We start from the raw sequence: 12,734 nt of genomic DNA, 5'->3' as shown, positions 1-12,734 counted from the left end.
GGTTTATTTGGTAGTATTTATAATTCAGAATTTATAATTCAGAATTAGTTTTGGTTTATTTGGTAGTATGGCGTGCTTTATTTTGATAATAAGCTTATAGTTACCGCAAAATTGTGGCTTAAAGCCTCCTCTTTTAAGGGGATAAAAAGAACAATTTTCTTTTGAGTCAATCCTATCCGTTTTCCAGGAGAGATAATTGTTAATTATTGAAACCTACTACCTAACACTTTTATTGTATGTTATTTACCGAATAATTCAGGTAAAATGCCTCTCCTTTCCAGGAGAAACAAGAAAAAATTTTCATTATTAGTCAATCCTATCCGTTTTCCAGGAGAAGTAATTATTAATTATTAATTATTAATTATTAATTATTTTTCATACTTTTACGTCTGAACGTAGTGGTTTGAGGGTGCCAATTTTTCCTATTTGTTCTCTGAGCCAATTTTCAAATAGTTCATCTATTAAAGTGCGTCGCATTGAGTCATCAAGCTGTGCCGGGATAAATTTTTCTAATCTAATAATTACTGTCCATTCTGTTAATGGGCGTGGTGCCCAGAGCTGACCTGGTTTACTTACTGATAAAATTTTGCCTATAGCAGGGTGTGGTTGACTTAGAGGCACTGGCCCCAACAATCCTCCCGTTCGCCCTTCTGGACCTTCAGAGTATTGACGAGCTGCATCTGCAAAGGTTTGTTCTTCTTCTACTATACGAAAATACAGTTCGTGAGCTAGACCAGGATTTTTTGTCCTAATCAGCGAGTATACTACCTGGTCTAAACTGCTCTTACGAGTCAGAAAATATCTTTCTACTTGATTACTCCAAGTTTCTTGTTTAAATTTTTCTAGTAATATTGGCCTAATTGCCATTTCTACCAATTGTTCTTGGGTCATGTCTTGGTTTTTGAGCCATGCTTGTTTGGTTTCGGGGGAATTTAACTGATATTGACTCTCAAATTTTTCTACCGCTGTAGTTTGTTCCTCTTCTGTGCAAGTCAAGTTAGCGATCGCTTGGTCGATTATTACTCCTCGTAAAAAATGAGGCATTAACTGATAACGTGTTAATAACGATGGGATATCTTGAGCTTGCAATAATTTATCGCCGATTTGAAACAGTCCTGTCATTTTTTATATCTCCAACTGACTTGCACTATCTCTTTTAATTTAGTCTTCTGTTATAAGTAGTGGCACATTAAGTTACCACATCATTATTATTTCTTTATATTTGTTTGTCCTTAATCTTAAAAATATAAAGAAGTAGGTGATTTTGACTTTTGACGCATTACTATTTGGACCTGTTCCCTTGTTAGTGGTATCTATACCGGAGTCATGGCACTACGAATATTGGTCAAAATATATACTTATTAGTCCATGGTTTCACTAGCTGTTTTTAACTTGGGTACGATCCGGATGAATATGCTAGTCAAAATATTTATATTAGATTTTAGTTAATCATAACATCATTGTTACTAGAGTCTACAATAGCTTTAGTTCAATAATGATTATTGACTCAGATAATTAAGAGTTATAGTAGTCTTTTTCTCCTACATTTGATTTTTTTATTGTGCTTTTTTAATCTAGATTTTACTGTTTTTTTTGTTTATTACATTAGTTAGTTGCCTCCCCTGTATTAGCATCATTATAACTCCCATTTTTAGGATAAAAAAAACCGTTTTTTAAGGCTTTTTAATAATTAAATTCTGTTTGATTTAGATTATTTAAAATTTGACTTTGATTTGCAGTCTTAATCTCAACTTCATTTGCTAACCATAACTGAAATTATTACCGAATAATTAATAATTAATAATTAAATAATTCTGGTTTAAAGCCTCCCCTTGATCGGGGAAAAAAGGGGTCGTTGCGTAGCTTCCCGAAGGGTGGGATGGCGAGGTCTCCTCGCTGTCCGACCATCGACCAAGAGAAGAAATAATATTTCCTTATATTCAATTCCGTAACGGTTAAAACCCGAGGTAATTATCCATTATCAATTAATGAAAATCCTTTTATACATTGTTTAGTAACACAAACAAGAGAGTTAATTTTTGGGTGGTGGTGCATTTTCATTATTTTTGTTACGAGAACAGTCGGAGCATCTTGCTCCCGTGCCACGCATTCCTTATTTCCTGTATACCATTACGGCTGTAGGACTACCAATTTTTGTTGTCTTATATAAGGTATAAAAAATTGTGCAAATATACGAATCTCCCCATCTCCCTATCTCCCCATCTCCCCATCTCCCTATTCCCTGACTTCTGCAATTAGAGGCCATCTTCTGCCTAATTTGGTTGTCATAATCCCAGGGTAAGTCTGAGCTAGTTGCTAATGCTAAACTGAGGTTCATATATTCTTTCTCAGTATGAGTGATTAATTCCGGTAATTCTAGTTATCTAAAATATACATACTGAATCATTCCTGATCGCTATAGATGATGATAGGAGATAGGGAATTAGGAAAAAATTTGCACTCAAATTTAATTAATTTTACCTACCATGCCTCTTTTCATACCTCGCTCTATTACGATAAGGAATTTTTAATGTTCTTGTTCTTGGCGAGTTTAAGAATGGTAAAAGTACTCTGCTGAATGCCATGTTAGGGGAAGAAGTATTACCATCAGATTTTCTTCCTTGTACTGCAATTATTACAAAAATAGTGTATGGAAATAGTGATGAGGTAGCTATATATAAGTCTGGTCAAGATTATCCTGAAATTTTCAGCATGAAAGACTTCAACGAGTATTTTAAACTTAAAGATGAGGATGAGGAAAATATAGCTCAGGCAGGTTATGTTGAGAGATTTAGTAAGATTGAATATGCTCAAATAGAACGTCATAATCGTCTCTGTAATAATGGGGTAATATTAATAGATTCACCAGGGTTAAAAGAAGATGCAGCTCGAACAAAAATGGCACATAATTTTTTGAAACAGTCACAAGCTATCATATTTGTTCTGAGAGCTGATAAGCTTTTAGGTGAAGATGAAAAAGATTTTTTTGAAAGCTATTTTCAACCAGGTCAGGTCAATAATGTTTTTATTGTTGTTAGTTTTATTGACTTAGCTAAAGAAAAAGGACAAGAAACTGTTGATAGGGTAAAAAGAAGAACAAAAAATTTCTTTGAAGATTATTATATTGATCGAGAAGGTGATTTTGATAGAGATTTTTACGACCGTCGAGTTTTCTTTGTTAATGCTTTAGGAGCGCTAGAGGTACGCACAGGTATAGCAGATAAAGCTGTTTTAAATTCATCTGGAGTTCTTGAGCTAGAGGAAGAATTAGAAAAGTTTTTAGCAAGTCCGGAAAAAGTTACAGCTACTTTTGACTCGACTGTAGAATTATTAAGTTTAATTGTTTCTAATTCTCGCGAACAAATTAATCAAGAAAAGCTGACTTTAGACCAACCTCTTAACGAGTTAGAAGAGCGACGCAAGCAAGCAGAGGAACAACTATTGGAATTAGAAAAGGATAAAAGAGATATTGAACAAACTATCTTTTTTTACCGTGACAAGATTAAGGAAAAACTTCTGGATGATTTAATAGGATATACTCAATAAATTAAAGAAACTTGGCAACAAGACTCCCGCAAATTAATAGATATTAAACCACTTGCTAATATCAAAGATATTCTTTTAAGTACGTTTCGGGAAAAATCTAAAACAAAAATAAGAAACCATATTAAAGAAGCTTGTACACCGTACATAGAATCTAAGCTGAAACAGTGGGAAACACGAATCCCAATTTTAATTGAGGAAGACATACATGAAATGCAAAAAAAACTAGATAATCAATTATCTGATTTTCAACTTAAAGTCGATAAAATTAAAAGATTGTTTACCTTTGGAAAAGCAGAAGAAGCTTTTATTCCGGAACAGAAAAAAGCTCAGAAAATTATTCAAGCTATACTTGGTGGACTCACTCTTGATGTTAGTCAAGTTACAGGTGCCTTGATGGGTAAGGGAGACTGGTTAAGTTTTCTTGGCAGACGTCTTCAGGAAATAGTTCTATTAATTCTTGTGGTTGATGTGTTGGCTATTTCTAATTTTCTGGCAATGGCGCTCATTGCTTTATTTGCTGAAGGGGTTTTTATAAAACTTCAAAGGGATGCATTTCAAAGAGAAATACTAAAAAAACTTGGGGAAAAAATTCCTGAAAGTATGCGGGAAGTAGTGTTTGAAAAACGGAATGAATTTTATCAAGCTATTGAGGGAGAGTTTGAAATATTAGCTTCAAAACTTACAAATAATCTACAAGAGCAAATAGATTGAATTCACGAACAACAAGAGCAAATTATCAAGCGCAAGCAAGAAGGAAGCAATAGCATAAATTTAGAAAAGTCTCGTTTAGATTTAGTGGGAGAAGAGTTAATCAAACTTTTTAATGAAGTTAGTGTAGTTACTTATGGCAAACATTTCACTCCTGAAGAAATTCAAGAAATGTCTGTTCAAAGAAAGAACATTTTCATGGCTAATTAGTAAGGAAAAAGAAGCTGTACACAATGGATTTTATTTGATTAATTTGTCTGCTAAAACAGATATTTATTGAAATAAAAGAAGATTTTAATGGCTAATCAATCAGAAAAAAAAAGCTGCACACAATAGATTTGATTTGGGAATTTTTATCCTCAAACAGCTCGTTATTCAAAGAAAAGTGGAGGTATGAAAATGATTTGGAAATCAGATTTTGCTAATGAAGTGGTAAACTTTTATGGAGATTAAAGTGGGGTTTTAGATTTAGTGGGAGAAGAGTTAATCAAACTTTTTAATGAAGTGAGCGTAGTTACTTATGGCAAACATCTTACTCCTGAAGAAATTCAAGAAATGTCTGCTAAAAGAAAGGATATTTTAATCGGTAGTAACTTGGGTTTCTTCACTTGCTAGTACAATTAGAATTAATTTCGTTAGTGTTGAAACAAGAAATTTTAACCACTGCCCTAGCTTCTATAATTATCTTGCCTATTCTCAAGAATATAGAAGCTAAAGAAAGAGAAAATCAACTCAATCAATTAATTGATAATCTTCAACAAGATTTGAATTTTACTGGTGAAAAATTAAGAGAAATTGCAGCTAAAGCTGAAGAAAAGTTGTATAGCAGATGACCGAGCTTGACTATAAATCAGTCATGAGGGATTGATATGGTAATTTGATTTTTTGGTAGTGTTAAGCACGGATATTATTTACAGATTTAGATGGATTTTTTGGTGGTCCTGTAGATTTAGCGATTTTCATAAATAATATCATTTCCGGTTGAATAGTTATAAATAGACGACTAAAGAGTCAGGAGTCAGGAGGGAAGAAAGAAGAACAAAGAGAAACTTTTTTGATCGCTAATTAGGGCTTGCTGATTAAATCTAAAAGAATTGACATATAAAGACAAGTGCCTTTTTTGGGCCTTTAAAAAGTGCGCCTATTTCAGTCTAAAACGCTCAAAAAGTTAGTTTTTTAGGCGCATAGTCGGGCAGAAAAATCTTGGGACAATTCTTACTCCTACCTGCTCTAAATTCTCCTAACTCCTGTCTCCTGTCTCCCCCTCCTGGGAGCAGGGTTAATTCATTGTCGCCAGAGAATATTTACAACTGTATATTTTTGGTTAACTCACTAGCAAGATGCACAAAATTTCAAAATTTCAAAGGATACAATTTTTCTCTGTTGACGATGAATTGACCTTACTCCCCCACTCCCCCACTCCCCCACTCCGCTACTTCTTTTTTCTAGGCGTGACAATAAATAGACCCTGCCTCCACGGTCGGGGGAGGGGCGAGGGGTGGGTTGTCTCCTGTCTCCTACCCTTACCCATAAGACTTTTTCAGCAAACCCTAATTATCCGGACATGATATAGGCCCCTTTCAGCAGTAAGGAGCTTAACTGCAAAAATCACTACTTGTACACCACTATCGATTTTTCAACAGTTTTCTAGAAAGATAAATATACATACAGCAGATTCGGTGGTATATGAAGTACAGATATTAACAATTAAACGTTCCCAGTGCGGGTATCTTGTCCGCGACGGGTGTACTTCACCAAGGTGGAATCCGCTGTATATCTATTTTTGACAAAGATAGCCCAGAATATCATTTGTTATTGAAAAATAATATAACACTATTTCAAAGTTATGTCTATCTAAATTTTCGAGGATTGAAATAACAGTAAAAGTATCCTGTTGAAGGCTTAATTTATAGAGTAATATTCCCAGACAAATTTTAGAGCGATAATGCTCCGCATCGCTACCGCGACCGCCTGTTTTTGTATAAGCTATCAGCTATCAGCTATCAGCTAGCCTCCTGCGGAGGAACTACGTTAACAGTTATTAATTCATTGCCTTTATAGCAGGAATTAGTATTGAGAGATTTAAAGAGAATTCAAAGTATTGGAAAAAAACTAACCTTGACCTTAGCAATGTATATTCATTATTGATGAAACAGCTAAAAGCTGACTGCGAGCTAGCTGTTTATGCAGCATTCCGTAGGAAATGTTTATGTTTTTGCGGGAAATGAATAATCAAGTGGATACCCATTGCACTCTAAAAAAACTCCCTAACTTCCAACACATTTTGCCAAGTATTCGGAAGTTAAAAATCACAACAAGAAAAAACAGTTAAATCAAGATCGTCAGCAAGAAAAGCAGCAATACTTTGTCTAACTGCGGAGTTACTATTACTACAAACATTTCCTTTCAAATACACAATTAAATCTTTGACATACTCACAATACTTTTCCAATTCTCCAACTTCCTGAAAATTTAGAGGTCTATCAAATAGAAAATTCAGAAAATCAGTAAAAATCCATTTTGGCAAAACCGCTTGACGATAATTGATTGGTAACTGAAAAGCAAAGCGATAAAGCAGAAATACTAAAAGATTTTGCCAGATATTTTTTGCGGAAAAATTTTTCTGTAGATTAACAACAAACTCTTTTTCAGAAGCAGTTAAAACTTCATTTTTTATCCCACTATTGAGCAGAAGTTTATAAATTTCACCTATTTCAGCTTGATAAAAATATTTCAACTGTTCATTTGATAAACCTAACAACTTTTCAGCGAGTTGACGGCGTAATTTACGGATACTATTTAAAACCGATTCATCACCAGGAAAGCGACGATATTGTTCCACCAAATTTGGCAGTTGAGAAAAGTCTTGTTTGAGCAAAAATCCTAATTTTTGTCTGACAGTTTCCTTCACCTCTGGAGCTAAAAAACTATAAACAGGATTCTCCAACATTTTCTGATAAAACCTTTGATAATCTTGAGGATTTTTCCCAGAAGTAAGATTAATTTGAGTTTGTTGGCGGGGATGAATACGAAGTTGAGATAAATCCTTATCCACAAATCCAATTTTGTAATTTCCCATAATCCTGAACCACATATCTATATCTAATACTTGAGTCAAACTAGAGTCAAAAAGTCCGATTTTTTCAAAGACAGTTTTAGGAATTAAGACTGTTGTTGGTTCCCCAATTTTATTCAGACGATATTTCATTAAATTAGGGTCTAATAATAAATCTTTTCCTGACTGAATAGTTTTCAAATTTGACCAATCTTTGTGTAAATCTTGAGTACCACGATAAGCAGCTATACAAGTAGAATTCTTTTCTGCACCAGACTCTAAAATTACGCGACGGCGAGAAAAAATTAAACCTATTTCTGAGTCTTGTTCTGCTATTTTGACAAGTTCTTCAATACAGCTTTTTTCGAGCAAGTCATCCTGGAACAAGAATTTAATATATTTGCCTCTGACTTGGGAAATACAGAAGTTTAAATTTCCCACCAAGCCATAATTTTGATGACAAATAATCCGAAATTCTATTTGTGGATTTTCCGATTGTAATGATTTGGCTATTTCCAGGGTTTTGTCGGTGGAATTATCATCGGAAATAATGATTTCTAGGTTAGAGTAAGTTTGGGAAAGGGCACTATTAATTGCAGCTCTGATAAAATTTTCTCCGTTGTAAGTAGGAATACAAATACTAACAAGTGGAGATTTCTTCCTTGGAGAAGACTGAGATAATTTTGTGGTTGGAATATTAGTAAAGTTTTCCGTGACTTGAGCAATATATTCGAGGCGAGTTTGAATTTTTTTACCCATAGCTTCTGGGCTGAGTAATGACTTAATATCTTCAGCAGCTTTTAATCCAATTTTTTGAACTTTGGAAGAATTATTAAACACATATTTCATCAAATTGGCACAATGTTCGATGTTAGGATTTGCCCAAATATCCCCTTGTTTATATGGTCCGTAATTATCAGCGATCGCTACTTTTTCATATTCGACTAAAAAGCTATTTCCTACATTCATAAATTCAGTATTTGATGAATAGCCTGTGGCAATAACTGGTTTGCCATAAAACATTGCTTCTGCCATTGTTAAGCCAAAGCCTTCGGCGCGATGTAGAGATACATAACAATTGCAATGGTAAAGCAAGGCATTGATTTTTTCTTTGGATAAATATCCATCTATATGTTTAATATTTGGGGAGTCTCCAATACTATTTATTAGCTGTGACTTATCTCTAGGAAATTTTTGAGAATTGGATGATTTTATCAGGAGCAAAACATCTGGGTTTGAGTTTCCGAATGCTTTTTTAAATGCGGTGATTGTGGCGAGTGGATTTTTTCGTTCGAGGCGACTAAAAAAGTCAAAGATAAATAGAAAGATAAATTTGTCTGTTGGTAAACCTAGTTCTTTTCTACTAATTTTCGGAATTGGTAGAGAAATACTGGGCATCATTTTTATTACAGGAATAGATGACACCATTGAAATAGATTCGGCACAATAATTACTGTAAGTCCAAATCTCGTGAAATGGCGTAAATGCTGTTATCCATTCTGGAGGAAATTTCGGAAGTTCCCATGCCCAAAAACCGATGTTATATTTGTTGGTGAAATATTGTCTGACAGTTGGTTTTTTGAGAAAGGTTTTGACTTCATTGGCGTTGACTTGAAATAGGTTAATTGGATGTGGATTTTCTTGGGTAAATTTTTGGTAGCTTTGGTCGGAGTTTCTATGGGGAGTGCTGATAATATTGTTGATAACAAAGGGAATGTTTGTGGTTTCTACTGCTCGAAGTGTTGCTCTTACTCCTTCTCCTATTCCTAATTCTCCTTTCACAAAACCTGCAATATTAATTCCTAATTTTTGAGGAGTTGTTGGAGTTGATAAAAGTTCGTTTATCTCTGTAAGTTTTTCTGGTTTTGGGGACATTTCTTCTTTCCTTCTCACTGCTGCTTTTTCCTGGTATAAAATTTTAGTTTCATCTGAGAGTTCTTGAGGTTTTTGAGTAGATTTTGGGAGATTGAGAGAAATTTTTTCTTTCTTCTTGCCTCCTGGTTCTTGTTGCTGAAAAAATTCAGTTTTGTCTGAGAGTTCTGGAGATTTTGAAGTAGATGTTGGGAGATGGAGAGAATTTAGTTCTTGATTTATCCCTCCTCCTTTTCCCTGGTGTAAAAATTCAGTTTTGTCTGAGAGTTCTTGAGATTTTTGGGTAGATTTTGGGAGATTGATAGGAATTTCTTCTTGATTTATCCCTCCTCCTTCTTGCTGCTGAAAAAATTCAGTTTTGTCTGAGAGTTGTTGAGATTTTGGAGTAGATTTTGAGATTTTGAGGGAATTTACTTCTTGTGGCTGAAAAAATTGAGTTTCATCTGAGAGTTGTTGAGATATTTGGGTAGATTTTGGGATGTTGAAAGAATTTAGTTCTTGATTTATACCTCCTCCTTTTCCCTGGTGTAAAAATTCAGTTTTGTCTGAGAGTTGTTGAGATTTTGGAGTAGATTTTGGGAGATTGAGAGAATTTAGTTCTTGATTTATACCTCCTCCTTTTCCCTGGTGTAAAAATTCAGTTTCATCTGAGAGTTGTTGAGATTTTGGGATAGATGTTGGGAGACTGAAAGAAATTTCTTCTTGATTTATCCCTTCTACTTCTTGTTGCTGAAAAATTTGAGTTTTGTCTGAGAGTTCTGGAGATTTTGAAGTAGATGTTGGGAGATGGAGAGAATTTAGTTCTTGATTTATCCTTCCTCCTTTTCCCTGGTGTAAAAATTCAGTTTTGTCTGAGAGTTCTGGAGATTTTGAAGTAGATGTTGGGAGATGGAGAGAATTTAGTTCTTGATTTATCCCTCCTCCTTTTCCCTGGTGTAAAAATTGAGTTTTGTCTGAAAGTTGTTGAGATTTTGAAGTAGATGTTGGGAAATTGAAAGAAATTTCTTCTTGATTTATCCCTTCTACTTCTTGTTGCTGAAAAATTTGAGTTTTGTCTGAGAGTTCTGGAGATTTTGGGGTAGATGTTGGGAAATTGAGAGAAATTTCTTCTTGATTTATACCTCCTCCTTTTCCCTGGTGTAAAAATTCAGTTTCATCTGAGAGTTGTTGAGATTTTGGGGTAGATGTTGGGAGATTGAAAGAATTTAGTTCTTGATTTATCCCTTCTACTTCTTGTTGCTGAAAAATTTGAGTTTTGTCTGAGAGTTGTTGAGATTTTGGGGTAGATGTTGGGAGATTGAAAGAAATTTCTTCTTGATTTATCCCTTCTACTTCTTGTTGCTGAAAAATTTGAGTTTTGTCTGAGAGTTGTTGAGATTTTGGGGTAGATGTTGGGAGATTGAAAGAAATTTCTTCTTCCTTCTGACCTCCTCCTTCTTCCTTGCCTAAAATTCTCTCTAGTGTTTTGAGATAATCCCGATTTTGTCTAAGAATTTTTCGGAGATTTTCCGCATCATATTTTAAGAGTGCTTCACAGAAAGCTGGAGATATTTTTTTCTCCGTTAATAAATGAAGTGATGAGTAGTTAGTATAAAAATTGAGGTGAAATTTCTGAGCAATAATTTGGAGAGATTTAACTGTATATATAGATATGTGTTGACCTTCATCCGTAGCGTAATACCACCACTGATTAGGTTTAGGATTGTCTGGCGGTAATATTTCTGTGCTGAAAAGGATATTTTGGGAGTAATTTAAAATTTCTCGAATATCAGAAATAGGATTAACTAAATGTTCTAGTAACTCAAAAGCAGTAACTAACTCATATTTTTGGTTTGGGGTAGATTTAAAGTGTTGGGCAAAGAGATTTTCACAGTATTTGTCTTGCCAATCAAACTTGTATTTAATATCCCGCATCAATCTAACAAATAAACCATATCCACCACCGAAGTCGAGGAATTTTTCCTCTGAGTCAAACAGTCGATCAATAATATTCTTTGTAACTTGAGATAACATCAAATTTCTGAAGATTAAACCCTCATCACTAGAGGCGATCGCTTGAGAATAAGCTTCACTTAACCAGTAAGGATATTCTGTTTGGATAAAGTTGCAGTTTTGACATTGAAAGTAGTCGATTTTATATTTTTTGTTCAGGATATGAGCTTCAGAAAATTTTAAAGAAATAGATTCACATATTTTGCATTTCATCATCTTTTTGTATCTAGGTTTATTCATTGTCTTAATATTTATATTGGTTAAGTCTAACAGATTTAACTATCTATATATAAATAAGCGATCGCTTATCTATCTGTCTCAGAAAAAGAGGAGTTATATTGAATAAGTTCTGATCATTTTACTTGTATGAGGGCAACTAAGTATATCCACATTATTTTCCGAGGATAATTGATTTTTTTGTCTCTGTGAGAGTTAAAGAAAAATCTCGCCAAATTTCCAAATATACTGCTCTATATATATAGATTTATGGGAGATGATTGGAATGTGTTATTAATTTTCTTCGGTAGAGCTGAAAGTATCTCATTCCCACTCAAATTTTTCTGCTTAAAAGTTGAGCTCTCTCAGAGTTTAAATGTCGGAGAGTAATTAATTTTTTATCTCTCAGTGAGAGTCATGGATTAAATGTATATATCTGACTGGCACTCTCCTCATAATATCTGTGGCTATCCCTGTTTTTTACTTGAGAAAAATCTCGCAAAACTCCAAAATATACTGCTCTATATATATAGATGTATAAGGGGTAGTTGGACTTTATTTTTAATTTTCTTTAGTAGAGCTGAAAATATCTCATTCCTACTCATTTTTTTATGGTTGAAAGTTGAGTTATCTCAGAATTTGAATGGCTGTGAGTTGTTGATTTTCTCTAGATTACTTTCTGGGGGTAATTGATTTTTTTGTCTCGGCTAAAGTCAGAGTTTAAATATATACCTCACCTGACTTTTGACTGTAAAAAAAAGAAAAATATCGCCAAATTCCCAAATATACTGCTCTATATATTTATAGATGTATCGGAGATGATTGGGCATTGTTGTTAATTTTCTCTAGTAGAACTGAAAATATTTCATTCCTACTTAATTTTTGATGTTTAAAAGTTAAGTGATCTCAGAATTTGAATGACTGTGAGTTGTTGATTTTCTCTAGATTACTTTCTGAGGGTAATTTATTTTTTTATCTTGGCGAGAGTTAGGGTTTAAATAGATATGTCATCTGACTCTTGACTGTAGAAAAAATCAAAATATCGCCAATTTTTACAATATATATATAGATATATAGAGATTACTTAGATTTGGTAGTGAATTTTCTATAGTAGAGCTGAATATATCTCATTCCTACTCATTTTTTTATGGTTGAAAGTTGAGTTATCTCAGAATTTAAATGGCTGTGAGTTGTTGATTTTCTCTAGATTACTTTCTGGGGGTAATTGATTTTTTTGTCTCGGCTAAAGTCAGGCTTTAAATATATACCTCACCTGACTTTTGACTGTAGAAAAAAGAAAAACCTCACCAAATTTCCCAATATACTGCTCTACATATATAGATGA

The 12,734-nt window shown here is 33.8% G+C and carries 8 protein-coding genes; 5 read left to right on the top strand and 3 right to left on the bottom strand.

The window, feature by feature from the left end; all coding sequences use genetic code 11:
* Nucleotides 1-375: 375 nt before the first annotated feature.
* Both F6K15_RS28175 and F6K15_RS28170 read right to left on the bottom strand, forming a co-directional pair.
* Nucleotides 376-1,122, bottom strand: a complete 747-nt coding sequence (locus F6K15_RS28175; protein WP_293067435.1) for a peptidylprolyl isomerase — start codon at nucleotides 1,120-1,122, stop codon at nucleotides 376-378.
* A 991-nt stretch (nucleotides 1,123-2,113) separates the two neighbouring features.
* A complete protein-coding gene (locus F6K15_RS28170; protein ID WP_293067432.1) occupies nucleotides 2,114-2,338 on the bottom strand; it encodes a hypothetical protein in 225 nt (74 codons plus the stop codon).
* A 185-nt stretch (nucleotides 2,339-2,523) separates the two neighbouring features.
* Between F6K15_RS28170 and F6K15_RS28165 the strand changes: the two genes are divergently transcribed.
* The 5 genes from F6K15_RS28165 (at nucleotide 2,524) to F6K15_RS28145 (ending at nucleotide 5,087) form a co-directional block, all read left to right on the top strand.
* Complete coding sequence (locus F6K15_RS28165; protein WP_293067483.1) at nucleotides 2,524-3,546, top strand: dynamin family protein; 1,023 nt, start codon at nucleotides 2,524-2,526, stop codon at nucleotides 3,544-3,546.
* On the top strand, nucleotides 3,547-4,257 hold the full coding sequence (locus F6K15_RS28160; RefSeq protein WP_363268884.1) for a hypothetical protein: 711 nt from the start codon (nucleotides 3,547-3,549) through the stop codon (nucleotides 4,255-4,257).
* An 84-nt stretch (nucleotides 4,258-4,341) separates the two neighbouring features.
* A complete protein-coding gene (locus F6K15_RS28155) occupies nucleotides 4,342-4,464 on the top strand; it encodes a hypothetical protein (RefSeq protein ID WP_293067426.1) in 123 nt (40 codons plus the stop codon).
* Nucleotides 4,465-4,725: 261 nt separating this feature from the next.
* A complete protein-coding gene (locus F6K15_RS28150; protein WP_293067424.1) occupies nucleotides 4,726-4,869 on the top strand; it encodes a hypothetical protein in 144 nt (47 codons plus the stop codon).
* A 23-nt stretch (nucleotides 4,870-4,892) separates the two neighbouring features.
* Complete coding sequence (locus F6K15_RS28145; protein ID WP_293067421.1) at nucleotides 4,893-5,087, top strand: hypothetical protein; 195 nt, start codon at nucleotides 4,893-4,895, stop codon at nucleotides 5,085-5,087.
* A gap of 1,469 nt (nucleotides 5,088-6,556) precedes the next feature.
* Here F6K15_RS28145 and F6K15_RS28140 read toward each other — a convergent pair.
* Nucleotides 6,557-11,413 (bottom strand): glycosyltransferase, encoded by a 4,857-nt coding sequence (locus F6K15_RS28140; protein WP_293067418.1) that lies wholly within the window; start codon nucleotides 11,411-11,413, stop codon nucleotides 6,557-6,559.
* Between the last annotated feature and the right edge of the window lie 1,321 nt (nucleotides 11,414-12,734).

It is taken from the genome of Okeania sp. SIO2B3 (assembly GCF_010672525.1).
In the GTDB taxonomy this organism is placed as follows: Bacteria; Cyanobacteriota; Cyanobacteriia; order Cyanobacteriales; family Microcoleaceae; genus Okeania.
Note: the sequence above shows the minus strand (reverse complement) of the source record. Positions and strands in the feature narration are given on the sequence as shown.